The following is an 18,741-nucleotide window of genomic DNA, read 5'->3' on the forward strand; positions in this document are numbered from 1 at the left end:
CGACGACACATCATGGGTGCCCTGCGCGCCGGCGCCCGCGGCTACCTGCTCAAGGGGTCGTCGGCCGCCGAGGTGCAGCAGGCGATCCGTGCGGCTGCCGGAGGCGGCATGGTCTTCGGGGCCTCGCTCGCGGCGCGCATCGCCGACTTCCTCTCGGGCCAGCCGTCCGTGCCCGACGTGGTCTTCCCCCAGCTGACGGACCGGGAGCGGCAGGTGCTCGACCTGCTCGCGGCGGGGCGGTCCAACGCCGACATCGCGCGGCTGACGTTCCTGTCCGACAAGTCGGTCCGCAACGCCGTCTCGGCGATCTACGGCAAGCTGCACGCGGCGGACCGCGCCGACGCCATCATCAAGGCGCGTGACGCCGGGCTGGGTCGCGGGTGACGTCGGCAGGGACGGCGGGGGCGGTCTGACGGTCCGCCGTCAGCGGACGACGACGCCGTCGGCGCGCAGGGCGTCCTTGACCTGACCGATGGTGAGCTCACCGAAGTGGAAGACGCTCGCGGCGAGCACCGCGTCGGCCCCCGCGTGCACGGCCGGGGCGAAGTGGTCGAGCGCCCCCGCTCCCCCGCTCGCGATCAGGGGGATCGACACCTCACGCCGGACGAGCTCGATCAGCTCGAGGTCGAAGCCGTCCTTGGTGCCGTCGGCGTCCATCGAGTTGAGCAGGATCTCACCCGCACCGAGGTCGGCCGCTCGCGCACACCACTCCACGGCGTCGATCCCGGTGCCGGTCCGCCCTCCGTGGGTGGTGACCTCGAAACCGGTGACCAGCGCGCCGGACTCGTCGCGGCGGCGCCGGACGTCGGCGGACAGCACGAGCACCTGCGACCCGAACCGCCCCGCGATCTCGCTGATGAGCTCCGGACGCGCGAGCGCAGCCGTGTTGACCCCCACCTTGTCCGCGCCGGCCCGCAGCAGCCGGTCGACGTCGTCGGCGCTGCGGACTCCCCCACCCACCGTCAGCGGGATGAACACCTGCTCGGCGGTCCGGCGCACCACGTCGTACGTCGTCTCGCGGTTGCCGCTGCTCGCGGTCACGTCGAGGAAGGTGAGCTCGTCGGCACCCTGCTCGCCGTAGGCCCTAGCCAGCTCCACCGGGTCACCCGCGTCACGCAGGTTCTCGAAGTTGACGCCCTTGACCACACGGCCCGCATCGACGTCGAGGCAGGGGATCACGCGGGTCGCCACAGTCACCCGGAAAGCCTATCGATCTAGGCTGGAGCCATGAGCGCCGACCGATCTGCGGACCATGTCGCGCGCATCGTCGCCCTCGTCGACGCCTCGGAACCCCGTGCCGGGTCCGCCCAGCTGGTCTGCATCGACGGGCCGAGCGGCGCGGGCAAGACCACCCTCGCCCGCGACGTCGCGGGCGCGCTGAGCGCACCGACCGTCCACATGGACGACCTCTACCCGGGTTGGGACGGGCTGCGCGCGGGCACCCACCGTGCCCACGAGTGGGTCGTGTCCTCGCTGCTGGCCGGGCGGCCTGTGCGCTACCGCCGGTGGGACTGGGCGGCCGAGGCGTATGCCGAGTGGGTGCAGCTGCCCGCCGCCGACGTCGTGGTGCTCGAGGGCTGCGGGTCCGGTGCCCTGCCTGCCGGTGGAGCCGCCTCGGTGCTCGTGTGGGTCGAAGCCGACGAGGCCGTGCGCCGTTCCAGGGGCATTGCCCGCGACCCCGGTTTCGCCGCCTACTGGGACCTATGGGCGGCCCAGGAGCGACGGCTCTACGACGCCGACCGCACCTGGGAGCGCGCCGACGTGTTCATCGACACGACGTCAGGCAAGGTGGCCTGACTCGCCGGCTCCGGCCGGTATCGTCCCCAGGCACAAAGGCGGCACGGGGACGACGGAGGACGGGTATGGACAGCTGGGTCGACACTGCCCCGGCGGTGCTGCGTTCGTGGGGCTGGATCGTCGTGTTGGTGGTCATCTTCGTCGTCATCTACCGGACCGGGTTCGGGGGTTCCGGACGAAGCACGTCGGCTGGGGTCGGCTGCCTGGCGGCGGTAATCATCACGCTGCTGTTCTTCGCGATCGTCATCTTCTGAGCCTGCGGCCCTGAGCCCGGGCCTGAACCCAGGGTCCTCCCCCACGCCGACGGGGACCGGCGTGGCGCCCTTGCGGCAGAACGATCCGAGCAGCGACATAATCGGCCCATGGAACCCGCAGACATGATGGCGGCGGTCACGGAGTCGATGGAACAACGCACCGGCCGCTCGCTCACGGCCTGGGTCGAGGCCGTCAAGGCTGCCGGCCTCGACCCCCTCGACCAGCGGGTGGTGCGGGCCTGGCTCAAGGACGTCCACGGCATACCCCAGAACTCCCAGTGGGCGATCGCGGACGCGGCCGCGACGGCGGCGGGCTGGCAGCGACCGGACGTCGACAGCTACACCGATGCCCTGTATGCCGGGAAGAAGGCGCACCTGCGCCCCATCCACGACGCGGTGGTGACCCTCGCGGAGGGGCTGGGGGACGACACGCAGCGCGAGGGACGCGGCTCCTACATCCCCGTCGTGCGCCGGACGCAGTTCGTCGCGGTGGCGCCCGGCCCGAAGGACACGGTGCGCGTCGGGTTCCGGTTCCGCGAGACGCCACCGGATGACGAGCGGCTCGAGCCCGCCAAGGGCTTCGCCCAGGCGACGCACTGGCTGCACCTGCCGAGCGACGTCGACGAGGACGACCTCCGCTCGCTCGAGCCGCTGCTCGAGGCCGCCTACCTGCAGAACGGCTGAGGTGGGCGCGGCCGAGGGCCTGGCGGCCCGCGCGGCGCAGCGCTCGAGGACGGAGGCCACCGCCCGCACCCGACGCGCCCTGGGCCGGATGTTCTTCATCGTGCAGTGCGGCCTCGGGGCCGCGGCCGCCTGGTGGGTCGCGTCCGACCTGCTGGCGCACCACCGGCCGTTCTTCGCACCCGTGACGGCGATCATCTGCCTCGGCATGTCGTTCGGCCAGCGCCTGAGGAGGGTGGCCGAGGTGATGATCGGCGTGGCCGTCGGGGTGTTCACCGGCGACCTGTTCGTGCACCTCTTCGGCAGCGGCACCTGGCAGATCGTCGTGGTCGTGGTGGTGGCGATGACCATCGCGGCCCTGCTCGGCGCCGGCATGCTGCTCATCACGCAGGCCGGGGTGCAGTCGGTCATCGTCACGACGCTGGTCGCCGCGCCCGGGCAGGCGTTCACCCGCTGGATCGACGCGGTGGTCGGCGGTGTGGTGGCCCTGGTGTTCACGCTGGTCGCCCCTGCCTCCTCGATGCGCCGTCCGCGACAGCAGGCCTCCGCCGTGGTCGCGGAGCTCAGTGCCGTCCTGCGCGACACGGCGACGGCGCTGCGCAGCCGGGACTCCGACCTCGCCTCGGCGACGCTGGCCCGGGCGCGGGCGTCCGAGGGCATGCTCGACGAGCTGCGGGCGCTGTCGGCCGAGGGGATCGCGGTCGTGCGGCTCTCGCCGTTCCGACGCCGGCACCTGCCGGGCGTCCAGGCCATCGCCGACCTGCTCGAGCCGCTGGACCGGGCCATCCGCAACCTCCGGGTCCTGGTCCGGCGCGCCGCCATCGCGACCTGGCGCGAGGAGACCGTCCCCACGGCCTACCTCCACCTGCTCGACGCGCTCTCCCAGACCACGCAGGACATCGCGAACGAGCTGGGCGAACGCCGCCTGCCGGTGAACGCGCGCACCGGTCTGCACCAGATCGGCGAGCTGAGCGCGGTCATCGACCCGTCGTCCGGGCTGTCTGGCGAGGTGATGCGCGCCCAGATCAGGTCGATGGTCGTCGACCTGCTGATGCTGACGGGCCTGCCCTACACCGAGGCCCGCGACATGGTGCCCGAGTCCATGAGCAACACGGACGACTGACAGACTGGCGGCGATGTCAGCCCGCCGCCCCCACGCCCCGCACCTGCCCCCGACGTGGGTGATGGCCCTGGCGCTCGTGGCCGTCGCGGCCAACCTGCGCACCGCGCTGGCGAGCGTGCCACCGCTCACCGCGTCGATCGCGGGCGACCTCGGGCTGTCCAACACGGCGTTGGGTGCGCTGACCACGCTGCCGGTCCTGTGCATGGGGGTGTTCGCTCCCACGGCCCAGCGCGTGGCCGCCCGGCTCGGCGCGGCCCTCGCGGTGGAGATCGCCATCGGGTGCGTCGCGGTGGGGCTCCTCGCCCGGTTCGCCGGCGGCCAGACCTGGCCGTTGTATGCCGGGACGTTCGCCGCCGGGGTCGGGATCGCCCTGGGCGGGACCCTGCTGCCCGGTCTGGCCAAGGAGCTGTTCCCGCCGGAGCGCGCGGGACTGGTGACCGGGCTCTACATGCTCTCGATGATGGGCGGCGCCGGAGCGTCCTCCGCGCTGGCGGTGCCGCTCGAGGGGTGGCTCGGCTCGTGGCAGGCCTCGCTGGGGTCGTGGGCCTTCCTGGCCCTCGTCGGCGCCCTCGCGTGGGTCCCGGTGGTCACCGGTCACGCCCGCCACCGCGCCGCCCAGACGGAGCTCGCCGGCCGGGGGCAGCTGCCGTGGAAGCACGTCACCGCCTGGCTCGTGGCGACCTACCTGACGATCCAGTCGATCGAGTTCTACTCGACGCTGGCGTGGCTGGCGCCGTCGTACACCGCACGCGGCTGGGACCCGACGCACGCCGGCTACCTGCTGTCGGTGTTCACCGCCGCCCAGCTCGTCTCGGGGCTGCTGGCCCCTGCACTCACGGACCGCATCCATGACCGTCGCGTGCTGCTGGCGGCCGCCTCGGTGCTCGGCCTGGTGGGGCAGGCCGGCCTGTGGCTGGCGCCGACCGCAGCGCCCTGGATGTGGGCGCTGGTGCTCGGCTTCGGGCAGGGGGCCGCCTTCGCGCTCGGCCTGGTGCTCATGGTCGACTACGCGGTCACTCCCGCCGCCAGTGCCCGGCTCGCGGGCATGGCGTTCTTCTTCAGCTACAGCCTCGCCTCTGCCGGGCCGGCCACGATGGGCGCCATCCGCGACGCCACCGGAGGCTTCACCACGGTCTGGATGACCCTCACCCTGCTGATGCTCGGCCAGATCGCGGTGTCGCTGCGCTTCACCCGAGGGCTGACCAAGGTCGAGTGACGCTAGCCCGGCGTGACGTCGGGGCTCGTGGCAGCAGGCCCGAGCGCCTGGACCAAGGCGGCCAGGCGCCCTGCCTCGGCGCGGCCGAACCCGCCGTCGGCCTTCTGGATGGCCATGACCGCGAGGGACTCCGTGTCGTCGAGCTCGAGGGTCAGCCACGGGTCGCCGCCGGAGAACCGCACGTCGCTGATCCGGCGCCACGAGACCGCGCGGGTCGTGAACAGGTTGCGGACGGTCAGGTCATCGCGGGTCGGGATGGCCCGGATCGACGCGTAGCGCCACAGCAGCCACGCGATGGCGACACCGAGCGCGGCGAAGAAGACGCGGTCCCCGACCTTCCAGTTGCCCGCCTCCGCTGGACCGGGCAGGAACAGCGCGATGACCCCGAAGACTAGGAGCGACAGGACCGCGGCGGTCAGCGCGACGGTTCGCCCGCGCCGGGGCCGGAAGGCCGCGAAGGCCTCGGGGTCGTCCGAGCTCACAGCCGGCAGGCCGCGATGTCGGTGACGAGAATCGCGCGGGCGCCGAGGTCGTAGAGCTCGTCCATGATCGCGTTCGTCCGCGTCCGGGGAACCATCGCCCGCACAGCGGCCCAGTCCTTGTTCTGCAGCTGGGACACCGTCGGCGACTCGAGCCCCGGGGTCACCGCGCACGCGGCGTCGACCAGGCTGATCGGCACGTCGTAGTCCAGCATCACGTAGTGGCGCGCCGTGATGACACCGGTGAGGCGCCGCCGCAGCACGTCGACGGCGGCGGTCTCGTGGGTGCCCTCGCGGCGGATGAGGACCGCCTCGCTGCGCAGGATCGCGTCACCGAAGACCTCGAGGCCCTGCTGCCGCAACGTGGTGCCGGTCTCGACGACGTCCGCGATGACGTCGGCGACACCGAGGGTGATCGCGGTCTCGACCGCTCCGTCGAGCCGCACGACCTCGGCCGCGACACCGTGCTCCGCGAGGTGCTTCTCGACGAGGCCCGGATAGCTGGTCGCCACGCGGTGCCCCGCGATCTCGGTGACGGTGGAGCAGGTGCCCGGCTTGGCGGCATACCGGAACGTGGACCCACCGAAGCCGAGGGTCATCACCTCGATGGCCGCGCTGCCGGCGTCGAGCAGCAGGTCGCGACCGGTGATGCCACAGTCGACGGTGCCGGAGCCGACGTAGACCGCGATGTCGCGGGGGCGCAGGTAGAAGAACTCGACGTCGTTGTCGGCGTCGGTGACCACGAGCTCCTTGGAGTCGCGGCGCACGCGGTAGCCGGACTCGCGAAGCATCTCGACGGCCGGCTCGGACAGGGATCCCTTGTTGGGAACGGCGATGCGCAACATGTGCGGGTGGTCCTTACAGGTGTGAGTAGACGTCGTCGAGGGTGATGTCGGAAGCGACCATGAGCACCTGGAGGTGATAGAGCAGCTGGCTGATCTCCTCGGCCGCACGGTCCTTGCCCTCGTGCTCCGCGGCCATCCAGACCTCTGCTGCCTCCTCCACGATCTTCTTCCCGATCTCATGCACGCCGGCGTCCAGCGCGGCGACGGTGCCCGAGCCCTCGGGGCGGGTCACCGCCTTCTCGGCCAGCTCGGCATACAGGTCGTCGAAGGTCTTCACGCGCCAAGCGTACGGGGAGCGAGGGAGGCGAGGGTGACCGCGGTCGCCACCGCGGCGGTGGCGGCCTCGTGGCCCTTGTCCTCGCTGCTCCCGGGCAGGCCCGCCCGGTCGAGGGCCTGCGCGTCGTCGTCGCACGTGAGCACGCCGAAACCGACCGGGCACCCCGTGCGGACGCTCACGTCCGTGAGTCCGTGGGTCACGCCCGAGCAGACGTAGTCGAAGTGCGGTGTGCCGCCTCGGATCACGACCCCGAGCGCCACGAGCGCGTCGTGCCCTGGGGCGAGGCGGGCACAGGCCACGCTGAGCTCGACCGAGCCGGGCACGCGGACGAGCGGGACGTCGGCCACCCCGGCCTCCGCCAGCGCACGCTGGGCCCCGGCGATCAGGCCGTCCATCACCTCGGTGTGCCATGAAGCCGCGACGATGGCGACCCGCAGGCCGGTGCCGTCGACCGAGACCGTGGGCGCTCCGTGCCGGCTCATGCCGTGGCGCCCTGGTCGGTCGCGTCGACGACGAGGTCGTGGCCCATCCGGTCACGCTTGGTGCGCAGGTACCTGCGGTTGGCCTGCGTCGGGGCGACCGAGAGCCGCTGGACGGCGGCCACGTGGATCCCGTTGTCACGCAGGGCCTCGACCTTGAGGGGGTTGTTGGTGAGCAGCCGCACGGAGGACAGGCCGAGGGACGTGAGGATCGCAGCCCCCGCCGAGTAGTCGCGCGCGTCGACCGGCAGGTCCAGCTCGAGCTGGGCGTCGACTGTGTCGAGCCCGTCGTCCTGGAGGGCGTAGGCCTGCAGCTTGGAGACCAGGCCGACCCCGCGTCCCTCGTGGCCCCTCAGGTAGACGATGGCGCCACCGTCTGCCGCGACCCGCTCGAACGACCGCTCGAGCTGCGGCCCGCAGTCGCAGCGCAGCGACCCGAAGGCGTCGCCCGTCAGGCACTCGGAGTGCAGTCGCACCAGCGGGTTGGGTCCGGTCAGGCCGCGTGGGCTGACCAGCGCGATGTGCTCGTCGCCGGTCAGGCGGTCACGGAAGCCGACGGCGCGGAACTCGCCGTGCGCGGTCGGCAGCGTCGTCTCGGCCAGCCGGTCGACCAGGTCGTGCTGACGCCGCCAGGCGATCAGCTCGGCGATCGTGATGACGGGCAGGTTGTGCACCGCGCCCATGGCCTGCACGTCGGGCAGCCGCATCATGGTGCCGTCGTCGTTGACCAGCTCGCCGATCACCGCCACGGGCGCGAGCCCGGCCAGCCGGCACAGGTCGACCGCCGCCTCGGTGTGCCCGGGGCGTTCGAGGACTCCCCCGGCCCTGGCCCGCAGCGGGATGACGTGACCGGGGCGCACGAAGCTCTCGGGGGTCGCGTCGGGGTCGGCCAGCAGCCGGATCGTCGTCGCCCGGTCGGCGGCACTGATGCCGGTCGTGACACCTGCCGCGGCGTCCACCGTGACGGTGTAGGCGGTGCGCAACGGGTCACGGTTCTGCTCGACCATCAGGGGCAGGCCCAGTCGGTCGGCCACGTGGTTGGTCACCGGGGCGCAGAGGTAGCCGCTGCTGTGCCGGATGGTCCAGGCGAGCCACTCGTCGGTGAGCGTCTGCGCGGCGAGGATGACGTCACCCTCGTTCTCGCGGTCCGCGCTGTCGCTCACGAGGACCGGCCGCCCGCGGCGCATTGCCTCGAGGGCCTCGTCGATCGTGGACAGGGACATCACGCTCGCGCCCCCTCGAACTCCGGGACCTCGGACCTCTCCTCACGCGAGGCCTTGAGCCAGACGAAGAAGCCGTAGACGACCAGGCCGCCGTAGACCACGTAGAGCACGGCCGACGGGTAGAACTTCGAGTGCCAGAGGAGCGGGACACCCACGAGGTCGACCGCGATCCACGCCAGCCAGAAGTCGTTCCAGCCGCGCGCCATCGCGTACGTCGCGACCATCGAGCCGACGAAGATCCAGGCGTCGCACCAGAAGTACCACCGCGGCGCCTGCCAGAACGGGCCGCTGCCGATGGAGGCGAACACCCACTGGAGCACGACGACACCCGCCACCCAGAACCCCACGAAGCCGAGCCGCTCGGTCATCGTGGCCCACCGCGGCGTGATGGCCGGGGCGTCGCTGCCACCGTGCCGGGCCTGCCGCACCTGGTTCCAGCGCCACCAGCCGTAGACGCTGGTGATGATGAAGAAGATCTGCCGTCCCGCCTGGCCGTACAGCGTCTCCTGTTGGGGGTTGCTGAACGCCACCCCGAAGAACACGGTGAACAGCAGCGCGTTGCCGACGATGCCCACGGGCCAGGCCCACACGCGACGCCTCATCCCGCCGATCGCGGACGCGAAGCCGAAGGCGTTGCCGATGATCTCGCGCCACAGGATGTGGCTGCTGCCGATGGTGAGCTCAGCCGAGAAGAGCTGCTCGAGCCAGTTCATGCGATGTTCTCCTTGGAGGTGATCAGGCGTTCGACGTACTTGGCCAGGACATCGACCTCGAGGTTGACGACGTCGCCAACTCCCTTGTGTCCCAGCGTGGTGAGGGCAAGCGTGGTGGGGATGAGCGAGACCGAGAACGTGTCGTCGTCGAGGGCCGAGACGGTCAGGCTGACGCCGTCCACGGTGATCGATCCCTTCTCGACGACGTATCGGGCCAGGGGCGCGCGCAGGGTGAACCTCACGACCTCCCACCGGTCGCCGGGGGTGCGCTCGACGATCGTGGCGGTGCCGTCGACGTGGCCCTGGACGATGTGACCGCCGAACCTGCTGCTCGCGGCCATGGCCCGCTCCAGGTTGACGCGGTCGCCCGCTCGCAGGCCGCCCAGGCTGCTGCGGGCGAGGGTCTCGGCCATCACGTCAACGCTGAACCTGCCGGCACCGTGCTCGACGACGGTGAGGCAGACGCCGTTCACCGCGATGGAGGCACCGTGGGTGGCGTCCTGTGTGACGAGGGGTCCGTCCAGCGTCAGCTGCGCGGACTCGGCCCCGCCGACCACGTCGACGACCGTGCCGAGCTCCTCGACGATGCCCGTGAACATCAGCCGACCTCCTTCAGGCGCGCGGTGATCCGCACGTCGTTGCCGATCAGGGTGGTGTCGGTGGGGGTGAGGCGCAGCGCGTGGTCGATCGTGGTGATGCCGAGGTCGCCGACGGAGAGCCGCCCGCGACCGAGCAGCACGGGTGCGACGTAGGCCACGACCTCGTCCACGAGGTCGGCCGCCATGAACGCCGCGGCCACGGTCGGCCCGCCCTCGAGCCAGATGCGGTGCACCTCGAGCCCGGCCAGGGTGGACAGCACCTCCTTGGGGTCACGGGTGCGCAGGTGCAGGCTGGGGGTCGCGTCGTCGAGCACTCGCGCCGTCGCCGGCAGGGCCCGCTCCCCCATCACGACGCGCAGCGGCTGGCTCGGGTACAGCGAGCCGTCCGGTCGGCGGGCGGTGAGCTGTGGGTCGTCCGTCAGGGCCGTGCCGGTGCCGACGACGATGGCACCGCAGCGGGAGCGCTGCTCGTGGACGTCGGCACGCGCGGCCTCGCCGGTGATCCACTGGCTGGTGCCGTCCGCTGCGGCGCTGCGGCCGTCCAGGGTCGTCGCGAGCTTCCACGTGACCCAGGGCCGGCCGGTGCCCACGAGATGGGTCCACGACGGGTTCAGCTCGACGGCCTCGGCGGCCAGCACGCCAGCCTGCACCGTGACGCCACGACGGCGCAGCCACTTCCCGCCGCCGGCGGCGGTCGGGTTCGGATCGGTCTGGGCGTACACCACCCGACTCACGCCCGCGGCATACAGGGCCTTGGCACAGGGCTCCGTGCGGCCGGTGTGGTTGCAGGGTTCGAGCGTGACGTATGCCGTCGCGCCCGCCGCCCGCTCGCCGGCGTGCGCGAGCGCGTCCACCTCCGCGTGCGGGCTGCCTGCACCCCGGTGCCAGCCACCGGCGAGGATCTCGCCCGAGGGCGCGACGATCACGCACCCGACCCTCGGGTTGGCGTCGACCACGGGGCCGTGTGCGGCCAGCGCCAGGGCGCGCCGCATCATGGCGGTGTCGATCGCGTGTTGCTCTGTCATGTCCTGCCTTCGTGCTCCAGACCGTGTGGTCGAGCTCCGGGAGGACGCGCAGGTAGCCTGCTGACGGGTCACGTGCCCCGCCACCGACGGAGGTCGGCCGCGGACCCAGTGGTCCCGTTGTCGCGTGCTGCCTACCATCCGGACTTTCACCGTCGGTCTGGGAGTTCCACCCAGTCAACCGGCCGCTGGCTGCGGTCGGGTCGCGGACTGTCACCGCCGGTTCGGAATTACACCGACCCCGGAGCACGTCACTGCCAGTATGCCGCAGCGCGCCGCGCGTGGCGCCGCCCGGTCCGCGTGACGGTCCTCACGGCGCCCCTCGCTGGGCGGGCAGGGTGGGCGGGGCCGGCTGCGTGTCCGGCCTCAGTGCTGGTGCTGCTCCGCCAGGGCCCGGAGCTCCTCGATCGCGCCGGCCGCGTCGTCGGCCCCGTAGACCGCGGACCCGGCGACGAAGACGTCGGCGCCGGCCTGCGCACACTCCTCGATGGTCTTCGCGGACACGCCGCCGTCGACCTGGACCCAGATCTCACCGCCGTGGCGGCGCACCGCCTCGCGCACCTGGGCGACCTTGGGCATCTGGTCGGCCATGAACGACTGACCGCCGAAACCGGGCTCGACCGTCATCACGAGCACCATGTCGAGCTCGGGGAGCAGGTCCTCGTAGGGCGCGAACCCGGTGCCGGGCTTGATCGCCATCCCTGCCCTCGCCCCGGCCGCCCGCAGGTCCCTGGCCAGGCGCCGTGGGTCGCCCGCCGCCTCGATGTGGAACGTCACGGACGATGCGCCCGCCTCCGCATACATGGGGGCCCACCGGTCCGGGTCCTCGATCATCAGGTGGCAGTCCAGCGGGATCGGGCTGACCCGTGCGAGCGCCTCCACGACCGGCAGGCCGAGCGTCAGGTTGGGGACGAAGTGCCCGTCCATGACGTCCACGTGGGCCCAGTCTGCGTTGCTGATGCGTCGGAGCTCGGACTCGAGGTTGGCGAAGTCGGCGGACAGGATGCTCGGCGAGATCTGCACGGCGCACACCCTATCGGCCCCTAGCGGACCATCCTCACCTCGAGCAGCTCCGGGAACCGCTCGTCGGTGAACTCCCCTCCGTCGGCGTGGAAGCCGTTGCGCTGGTAGAAGGCTCGTGCCCGGACGTTGCGCTCGAACACCCACAGCTCGGCGGGTTGCCCGTCCGGGAGTGCCGCGTCGAGCAGCCGCTGGCCCAGCCCCGACCCGAGCTGGGCCGCCGTCACGTAGAGACCCCGGAGCTCGGCCCCCCGAGCCGCCGCCGGCCGGCCGTCGACCTCGCGGCTGGGGCCGGCGACGACGAAGCCCTCCACGCTGGGGCGCGTCACCACCCCCGCGACCGCTCCCCCGGGAGTTGGGGCCTCCTCAGCCAGGAGCCGCGCCACGCCGGGCTCAGGGCCGCCGCGCAGGATGCCCTGCCACACCCGGACCGCGTCGGCGACGGTCCAGCGGGTCTCGAAGTAGTCGGCCGGGAGCAACGCGCCGTACGAGTCGACCCACGCCTGGTGGTGCATCCGCCCGAGCCTGGCCGCGTCGGCAGCCACCATCGGGTGGATCGTGACCGTCATGCCCCGACGCTACCCGCGGTGCGAGTCACTCAGGGGAGCTTGCGCAGCAGGGCGAGGAACATCCCGTCGGTGCCGTGCAGGTGTGGCCAGAGCTGGACCGTCGGGCCGCCGCCGGGCACGTCCACCAGCGCACCCGAGGCGTCGCGGAGGTACTGACGCGCGTCGATGGGCTCGACGTCACTGCGCCTCTTGGTGACGTCTCCGACGACGAACTGCGTCTCGGCGAGGTGGGGGCTGCAGGTGGCGTAGGCGATGACGCCCCCGGGCGCCGTGGCGTCGATCGCCGAGGCCAGCAGCTCGCGCTGGAGCCTGCCGAGGTCGGCCAGGTCGGCGGTGGTGCGTCGCCAGCGAGCCTCGGGACGGCGGCGCAGCGCACCCAGGCCGGTGCAGGGCGCGTCGACGAGCACGCGGTGGTAGCGGCCGGTCTCGTCCTCGCCGACCGTACGGCCGTCACCGGTCCGGACGGTGATCGACCGGCCGGACTCCCGGGCGAGGGCCCGCGCCGGGCGGAGCGTCTGGCGGACCAGCTCGGTGCGGTGGTCGCTGACCTCGTTCGCGGTGAGGTCGGCGCCGGCCGCGAGGGCCAGCCCGGCGAGCAGCCCGGCCTTGCCTCCGGGGCCTGCACACAGGTCCAGCCACTGCTCCGGCCCGTCCGCCTCGACAGGGACCGCAGCCAGCGCCAGGGCGAGCAGCTGGGAGCCCTCGTCCTGCACCGCGGCGCGCGCCTCGCGCACGGCCCGTATGCCGCCCGGGTCGCCCCCGGGGAGGACGGCGCCCACGGGCGAGAGGGCCGAGGGGTCGGCGCCCGCGTCGACGAGCTCGTCGACGGTCGACAGGCCCGGGCGCGCGACGAGGGAGACCTTGGCCGGCGCGTTGTCGGCCGTCACCAGCGCGACGAGGTCGGCGTCGACGGTCTGCGCCGTGGACGCGCCGTGGCCGAGCAGGGCGGCGCGCAGCGCCTTGACGATCCACTCGGGGTGCGACTCCTCGACGGCGAGCCGCGCGACGAGTTCACCGCCCTCGGGCACCACCTCGGCCAGCCACGCCTCGGGGTCGCGCTCACTGATCCGCCGCATGACCGCGTTGACGAAGCCTGCCGCCCCCGCGCCGTTGACCTTGCGCGCCAGGGCCACCGTCTCGTCGACCGCGGCGTGGGTCGGGACGCGCATGCCGAGCAGCTGGTGAGCACCGAGGCGCAGGGTGTCGAGGACGTTGGCGTCGATCGCCGACACCGGGCGCCCGGCAGCCACCTCGATGATGGGGTCGTAGAGCCCGTGCATGCGGACCGCGCCGTAGACGAGCTCGGTCGTGAAGGCCGCGTCGCGACCGTGGATCCCCTTGTCGCGCAACACCTTGGGCAGCTCGAGGTTGGCGTACGCGCCGTCGGCCACAGCGCGGAGCACGGTGTAGGCAGCGAGGCGCTGCGGGTCCGACCAGCGGTTGCGCTCGCTCGGTCGCTGCGCCGAGCGCTGGGTGCCACCGTGCACACGTTCCGGGCGCTGGCGTCCCTTGGCGTTGCGTCGACCGCCCTGTCCCTGGTCACTCATGGTCGAACCGCTCCCCTGCCTCGATCCGGACACCACGAGCCCAGTCGGCCGCAGCCATCTGCTTCTTTCCGTGCGGGCGGACGTCCGACAACAGCACGGCTCCCGCCGCAGTGCCGACGTGCACGGTGCGTTTGCCCGCGGCGAGCTCACCGGGCGCCAGCGCGGGACCGTCGTACCCGCCGTCGGGGTGGACGGGGAGCAGCTTCACGCGCTCGCCCCGGAACACCGACCACGCGCCCGGCGCGGGCGTGCAGCCACGCACCAGGCGGTCAACCGCAGACGCCGGGCGGTCCCACTGCACCTGGGCGTCGGCCACGTCGAGCTTAGGGGCGTGCGAGACGCCCTCGGCCGACTGCGGGACCGGGACCAGCGACCCGTCGGCGATGCCGTCCATCGTGGCCACGAGGAGCCCCGCTCCGCCTGACGCGAGGCGACCGAGGAGGTCCCCGGCGGTGTCGGTCGGCCGGACCCGCTCGGTCATCAGGCCGAACACCGGTCCGGTGTCGAGCCCGGCCTCGATGAGGAAGGTCGAYGCGCCGGTCACCTCGTCGCCGGCCATGAGTGCGTGCTGCACCGGGGCCGCGCCCCGCCATGCCGGCAGCAGGGAGAAGTGCAGGTTGACCCAGCCATGGGTGGGGATGTCGAGGGCGACCTGTGGGATCAGCGCGCCGTAGGCCACCACGGGGCACGCGTCGGGCGCGAGGTCGCGGAGCCGGTCGAGGAACTCCGGGTCCCGGGGCCGCTCGGGCGTCAGGACCTCGATCCCGGCCTCCTCCGCGCGCTCCCGGACCGGTGACCTGACCAGAGAGCGACCGCGGCCGGCCCGCGCGTCTGGACGGGTGACGACCGCCACGACCTCGTGGGGGGAGGCGAGGAGGGCGTCGAGGGCCGGCACCGCGACCTGCGGGGTGCCCGCGAAGACGAGGCGCATCACATGCCCCGGCCGAAGGTGTCGTGCGGGCTGACCTTGACGGCGGGCGTCTGGCCGCCTGCCCACTCCGCCTCACGGATGGCCCGCATGGCCGCCTTGCGCTGCTCCCGGTCCATGCGGTCGATGAACAGGATCCCGTCGAGGTGGTCCGTCTCGTGCTGGATGCAGCGTGCCATCAGCTCCGACCCCTCGATGGTCACGGGCTCGCCGAACTGGTTGAGCCCGCGGGCCACGACCCGCAGCGCCCGAGGCGTGTCGAAGCGCAGCCCCGGGAACGACAGGCACCCCTCCTCGCCGTCCTGCTGCTCGCTGGACAGGTCCAGGTCGGGGTTGACCAGGTGCCCGAGCTCACCGTCGATCCAGTAGGTGAAGACCCGCAGCCCCACCCCGATCTGGGGCGCGGCCAGACCTGCCCCGGGCGCGTCCATCATCGTCTCGGTCAGGTCCTTGACCAGCTGCCGCAGCTCGCGGTCGAAGTCGACCACAGGCTCCGCAGGAGTGCGCAGCACGGGGTCGCCGAAGAGGCGGATGTTCTGGATCGACACGCGCGTCAGTCTAGGCAGGCTCGCTCGGGGTGGAACCAGCCCGGTGGCCGCCGGGCGCTCAGGACGCGGGGTCGGGTGGGTCGACCCGCACCTGCAGCGCCGCCCCGTCCTTGCGGGCGCTGCGCACGGCCTTCATGGCCACGAGGGCAGCAGCGAGCTCGGCGCGCTCGCCGAGCGGGACCCTCAGCAGTGTCCGCGACACGTCCTCGCCGATCGCCAGTGGCCCGATCCGCTCGGTGTCGCCGGGCAGGGAGGCCAGCCGCAGCGCCGCGTCCACCACCCGGCGTTCGCCGGTCAGGGCCGCCATGGCGACCGTGGGGGGCAGCGACAGGTCGCCACGGTCGGCGAGCTCGCGGCCGGCGTACCAGGCCGGATCCCACCGCACCAGCGCCTCGACGACCGGGAGTGTCGTGTGGGTGGGGGCACCGCACAGCACGACCTGGCCCCCCGCCGAGCCCCCTCGCGTCAGCCCGGCAGCCGCGAGCCAGCGGCGCAGGGCCTCCTCGCCGGCTGCCAGCGTCGGACGGTCGAGGGAGGCCCAGGCGTCGAGCAGGAGCGCGGCGGCATACCCGCCGTCGGCGACGGGCTCGGCACCCGGGGTGGCGATGACGAGGGACGGCGCGGCTGCCACGCGGTCCAGCACGGCCCCGGCACCGGAGGTGTGCACCGGCACACCGGGGAAGGCGCGTCCGAGCTCCTCGGCGGTGCGCCGGGCCCCGGTCACCGACGAACGCAGCTCGCGCCCCCCGCAGCTGCGGCACTCGAACGTCCCGACGCCCCGGCCACACCATCGACAGGCGGGGGCGGCCCCGCGACCCGCGACGGCGACCGGACCCGCGCAGTGCGCGCACCGGACCGGCGTGCGGCAGGTCTGGCAGGACAGCGACGGGACATAGCCGCGCCGTGGCACCTGGACGAGCACCGGGCCGGAATCCAGGGCGGTCTTCGCGACGCGCCACGCGAGTGAGGGCAGGTGGGCCGACGCCGCGGCGGGGTCGCGTTCGACCTCGCTGCCCTCACCGGCCACCTGCACCCGGGGCACGACGCCCCGCACCGAGGCCGCCACGATCGGGCGCAGGTCGCCGGCCTCGACGAGCCGCTGCACGGCGACGGTGCGGGTGAACCCGCCCGACAGCACGGCCGCGCCCTCGAGCCGCGCGCGCTCCAGCAGGACCTCGCGGACGTGCGGGTAGGGCGCCCGGGGCTCGTCGTGCAGGTCGTCGCCGTCGTCCCACCACGCCACGAGGCCGAGGTCGCGCACGGGCGCGAAGGCGGCGGCGCGGGTGCCCACGACGACCGGGACGTGGCCGCGCAGGACCTTGAGCCAGGCGGTGTAGCGGGCCTGGGGGCCCTGGTCCGCCGTGAGCCGCACGTGGCGACCCGGGCCGAGCGCCGCGGTGAGCGCCGCGTCGACGCGCGTCACGTCACGGTGGTCGGGGACGACGAGCACGGCCCCGCGACCACCGGCGAGCGTCGCGGCAGCGGCCGTGGCGAGGGCCGCGGGCCAGTCCTGGTCGGGATCAGGAGTCGGCAGTGCGAGCCACGACGCGGCCGGCGACTCACCCGCTGCCAACCGTGACAGGTAGGCCGGGCCGGCGGCATAGCGGCTCCAGGCCGGGCCGGGGCCGGTGACCTCGGGCAGCGGGTCTGGCACCGGCGGCTCGAGGGCAAGAGCCCTCTCGGCGGCGGCGTGGCGCGGCGGGACGGCGAGCCGCAGCACGTCGCCCAGCGTCCCCGCGTAGCGGGCCGCCACGGCCGAGGCCAGCTCGCGCAGGGCCGGGGTGAGCACCGGCTCGGCCGACACGACCGTGCGCAGCGGCGCCAGCCGGCCGTCGTGCTCTGCCTCGGCCTGTCGCGCGAGGACGAACCCGCCGAGGTCCTGACCGGCGAAGCGCACCTTGACCCGCGCGCCCGGCACCGCGGCGTCGGCCAGCGACTCGGGCACGAGGTACTCGAACGGCCGGTCGAGGTGGGCCAGCCCTGTGTCGACCACGACCGAGGCCACCGGGTCGGTGGACGCGGCGGCCTCGGCGGTCGCCCGACGAGGGCGCCGGGCACCTTTGACGGCGCCGGGCAGCGCGAGCTGCTCGCCCGCGTCGACCTCAGTGCCCTGTCCGCTCACGGGAGCGAACCTAGCGAACGGCCCTGACGGTGCCGACTCAGCCCTTGACGGCCTTCTGGAGTGCCTCGACGCGGTCGGTGTGCTCCCAGGTGAACGGGTTCTTGACACCCTCGATCTCGGTGCGCCCGAAGTGGCCGTAGGCGGCCGTGGGCTTGTAGATCGGGCGCAGCAGGTCGAGGGCGTCGACGATCGCAGCCGGCCGGAGGTCGAAGACCGTGCTGATGGCAGCCTGGATGCGGGCGACCGGCGCGGTCTCGGTGCCGAAGGTCTCGACGTACAGACCGACGGGCTGGGCCTTGCCGATGGCGTAGGCGACCTGGACCTCGCAGCGACGGGCGAGCCCGGCGGCCACGACGTTCTTGGCGACCCAGCGCATGGCGTAGGCGGCGGACCGGTCGACCTTCGACGGGTCCTTGCCGGAGAAGGCGCCGCCGCCGTGGCGGGCCATGCCGCCATAGGTGTCGACGATGATCTTGCGACCGGTGAGCCCGGCGTCACCCATCGGGCCACCGATCTCGAACCGGCCGGTGGGGTTGATGAGCGAGCGGTAGGAGGACGTGTCGAGGTCGGTGCCCTCGTCGGCGAGCTGCGCCAGCACGGGGCGGATCACGTGCTCCTCGATGTCCGGCGTGAGCAGGTCGTCGAGGGAGATGTCGGCGGCGTGCTGCGTCGACAGCACGACCGTGTCGAGCTTGACGGCCTTGTCGCCGTCGTAGGCGATGGTGACCTGGGTCTTGCCGTCCGGACGCAGGTAGGCGACCTTGCCGTTCTTGCGGACCGCGGTGAGCTGCTCGGCCAGGCGGTGCGCGAGGAAGATCGGCAGCGGCATCAGCTCGGCCGTGTCGTCGCACGCGTAGCCGAACATCAGGCCCTGGTCGCCGGCGCCCTGCTTGTCGAGGGGGTCGACACCACCGGTGCGGTTCTCGTAGGCCGTGTCGACGCCCTGGGCGATGTCGGGGCTCTGCTGGCCGATCGACACCTCGACGCCACAGGAGGCGCCGTCGAAACCCTTGGTCGAGGAGTCGTAGCCGATGCCGAGGACCGTGTCGCGCACGATCTTGGGGATCTCGACGTAGGCCTCGGTCGTGACCTCGCCCGCGACGTGCACGAGTCCGGTGGTCACCATCGTCTCGACGGCGACCCTGCTGCCGGGATCCTGGTCGAGCATCGCGTCGAGGATCGAGTCGGAGATCTGGTCACAGATCTTGTCCGGGTGTCCCTCGGTGACGGACTCGGAGGTGAACAGGCGTGCGGACACGAAATCTCCTTCGCGAAACGGACAGGCACCGCGAGTGTAAC

The 18,741-nt window shown here is 72.9% G+C and carries 22 protein-coding genes and 1 riboswitch; of the genes, 6 read left to right on the forward strand and 16 right to left on the reverse strand.

The features are described from left to right. Positions 1-12: 12 nt before the first annotated feature. A complete protein-coding gene (locus AC1DV7_RS05595) occupies positions 13-384 on the forward strand; it encodes a response regulator transcription factor (protein WP_477595410.1) in 372 nt (123 codons plus the stop codon). 39 nt (positions 385-423) lie between these two features. Here AC1DV7_RS05595 and hisF read toward each other — a convergent pair whose 3' ends face one another. Next, positions 424-1,197 (reverse strand): imidazole glycerol phosphate synthase subunit HisF, encoded by a 774-nt coding sequence (hisF, locus tag AC1DV7_RS05600; RefSeq protein ID WP_477595412.1) that lies wholly within the window; start codon positions 1,195-1,197, stop codon positions 424-426. A gap of 30 nt (positions 1,198-1,227) precedes the next feature. On the opposite strand from hisF, the gene AC1DV7_RS05605 reads away from it, so the two are divergent. The 5 genes from AC1DV7_RS05605 (at position 1,228) to AC1DV7_RS05625 (ending at position 5,071) form a co-directional block, all read left to right on the forward strand. Then, complete coding sequence (locus tag AC1DV7_RS05605) at positions 1,228-1,797, forward strand: nucleoside/nucleotide kinase family protein (RefSeq protein WP_477595414.1); 570 nt, start codon at positions 1,228-1,230, stop codon at positions 1,795-1,797. 65 nt (positions 1,798-1,862) lie between these two features. Continuing rightward, positions 1,863-2,051 carry a hypothetical protein gene (locus AC1DV7_RS05610; RefSeq protein ID WP_477595416.1) on the forward strand — a complete coding sequence of 63 codons (189 nt, stop codon included), beginning with the start codon at positions 1,863-1,865 and terminating at the stop codon, positions 2,049-2,051. 108 nt (positions 2,052-2,159) lie between these two features. Next, a complete protein-coding gene (locus tag AC1DV7_RS05615) occupies positions 2,160-2,735 on the forward strand; it encodes a DUF5655 domain-containing protein (protein WP_477595418.1) in 576 nt (191 codons plus the stop codon). A gap of 1 nt (position 2,736) precedes the next feature. Beyond that, positions 2,737-3,855 (forward strand): FUSC family protein, encoded by a 1,119-nt coding sequence (locus tag AC1DV7_RS05620; protein WP_477595420.1) that lies wholly within the window; start codon positions 2,737-2,739, stop codon positions 3,853-3,855. A 13-nt stretch (positions 3,856-3,868) separates the two neighbouring features. Next, on the forward strand, positions 3,869-5,071 hold the full coding sequence (locus AC1DV7_RS05625) for an MFS transporter (protein ID WP_477595422.1): 1,203 nt from the start codon (positions 3,869-3,871) through the stop codon (positions 5,069-5,071). 2 nt (positions 5,072-5,073) lie between these two features. On the opposite strand, the gene AC1DV7_RS05630 is transcribed toward AC1DV7_RS05625, so the two are convergent. The 15 genes from AC1DV7_RS05630 to metK form a co-directional block, all read right to left on the reverse strand. After that, complete coding sequence (locus AC1DV7_RS05630; protein ID WP_477595424.1) at positions 5,074-5,553, reverse strand: PH domain-containing protein; 480 nt, start codon at positions 5,551-5,553, stop codon at positions 5,074-5,076. Then, positions 5,550-6,395 carry an ATP phosphoribosyltransferase gene (gene hisG, locus AC1DV7_RS05635; protein WP_477595426.1) on the reverse strand — a complete coding sequence of 282 codons (846 nt, stop codon included), beginning with the start codon at positions 6,393-6,395 and terminating at the stop codon, positions 5,550-5,552. The genes AC1DV7_RS05630 and hisG overlap by 4 nt, the downstream gene beginning before the upstream one ends. 13 nt (positions 6,396-6,408) lie before the next feature. Further along, a complete protein-coding gene (locus AC1DV7_RS05640; RefSeq protein ID WP_477595428.1) occupies positions 6,409-6,672 on the reverse strand; it encodes a phosphoribosyl-ATP diphosphatase in 264 nt (87 codons plus the stop codon). Next, the gene (gene ribH / locus AC1DV7_RS05645; protein ID WP_477595430.1) at positions 6,669-7,154 is read right to left on the reverse strand and encodes a 6,7-dimethyl-8-ribityllumazine synthase; all 486 of its coding nucleotides are present in this window, start codon (positions 7,152-7,154) and stop codon (positions 6,669-6,671) included. The genes AC1DV7_RS05640 and ribH overlap by 4 nt, the downstream gene beginning before the upstream one ends. Next, positions 7,151-8,374 carry a 3,4-dihydroxy-2-butanone-4-phosphate synthase gene (gene ribB, locus AC1DV7_RS05650; RefSeq protein ID WP_477595501.1) on the reverse strand — a complete coding sequence of 408 codons (1,224 nt, stop codon included), beginning with the start codon at positions 8,372-8,374 and terminating at the stop codon, positions 7,151-7,153. Before ribB ends, ribH begins: the two co-directional genes overlap by 4 nt. Beyond that, positions 8,374-9,087: a nicotinamide mononucleotide transporter family protein gene (locus AC1DV7_RS05655; protein WP_477595432.1), complete on the reverse strand. Its 714-nt coding sequence runs from the start codon at positions 9,085-9,087 to the stop codon at positions 8,374-8,376. The genes ribB and AC1DV7_RS05655 overlap by 1 nt, the downstream gene beginning before the upstream one ends. Continuing rightward, complete coding sequence (locus tag AC1DV7_RS05660; RefSeq protein ID WP_477595434.1) at positions 9,084-9,686, reverse strand: riboflavin synthase; 603 nt, start codon at positions 9,684-9,686, stop codon at positions 9,084-9,086. Before AC1DV7_RS05660 ends, AC1DV7_RS05655 begins: the two co-directional genes overlap by 4 nt. Beyond that, positions 9,686-10,711 (reverse strand): bifunctional diaminohydroxyphosphoribosylaminopyrimidine deaminase/5-amino-6-(5-phosphoribosylamino)uracil reductase RibD, encoded by a 1,026-nt coding sequence (ribD, locus tag AC1DV7_RS05665; RefSeq protein WP_477595436.1) that lies wholly within the window; start codon positions 10,709-10,711, stop codon positions 9,686-9,688. The genes AC1DV7_RS05660 and ribD overlap by 1 nt, the downstream gene beginning before the upstream one ends. Positions 10,712-10,832: 121 nt before the next feature. Beyond that, a riboswitch (FMN riboswitch) is annotated at positions 10,833-10,961 on the reverse strand. A 113-nt stretch (positions 10,962-11,074) separates the two neighbouring features. Continuing rightward, positions 11,075-11,731 carry a ribulose-phosphate 3-epimerase gene (gene rpe, locus AC1DV7_RS05670; RefSeq protein ID WP_477595438.1) on the reverse strand — a complete coding sequence of 219 codons (657 nt, stop codon included), beginning with the start codon at positions 11,729-11,731 and terminating at the stop codon, positions 11,075-11,077. 20 nt (positions 11,732-11,751) lie between these two features. Beyond that, a complete protein-coding gene (locus tag AC1DV7_RS05675; protein WP_477595440.1) occupies positions 11,752-12,297 on the reverse strand; it encodes an N-acetyltransferase family protein in 546 nt (181 codons plus the stop codon). Positions 12,298-12,326: 29 nt separating this feature from the next. Further along, entirely contained in the window at positions 12,327-13,844 is a 1,518-nt protein-coding gene (locus AC1DV7_RS05680; RefSeq protein ID WP_477595442.1) for an RsmB/NOP family class I SAM-dependent RNA methyltransferase, read from the reverse strand. After that, a complete protein-coding gene (gene fmt, locus AC1DV7_RS05685; protein ID WP_477595444.1) occupies positions 13,837-14,775 on the reverse strand; it encodes a methionyl-tRNA formyltransferase in 939 nt (312 codons plus the stop codon). The genes AC1DV7_RS05680 and fmt overlap by 8 nt, the downstream gene beginning before the upstream one ends. Next, the gene (def, locus tag AC1DV7_RS05690) at positions 14,775-15,320 is read right to left on the reverse strand and encodes a peptide deformylase (RefSeq protein ID WP_477595446.1); all 546 of its coding nucleotides are present in this window, start codon (positions 15,318-15,320) and stop codon (positions 14,775-14,777) included. Before def ends, fmt begins: the two co-directional genes overlap by 1 nt. A 58-nt stretch (positions 15,321-15,378) precedes the next feature. Continuing rightward, positions 15,379-17,442 carry a primosomal protein N' gene (locus AC1DV7_RS05695; RefSeq protein ID WP_477595448.1) on the reverse strand — a complete coding sequence of 688 codons (2,064 nt, stop codon included), beginning with the start codon at positions 17,440-17,442 and terminating at the stop codon, positions 15,379-15,381. Between the two features lie 37 nt (positions 17,443-17,479). Continuing rightward, positions 17,480-18,700 (reverse strand): methionine adenosyltransferase, encoded by a 1,221-nt coding sequence (metK, locus tag AC1DV7_RS05700; RefSeq protein WP_477595450.1) that lies wholly within the window; start codon positions 18,698-18,700, stop codon positions 17,480-17,482. Positions 18,701-18,741: the final 41 nt, after the last annotated feature.

The sequence above is a fragment of the Pedococcus sp. P2_E4 genome (assembly GCF_056403935.1).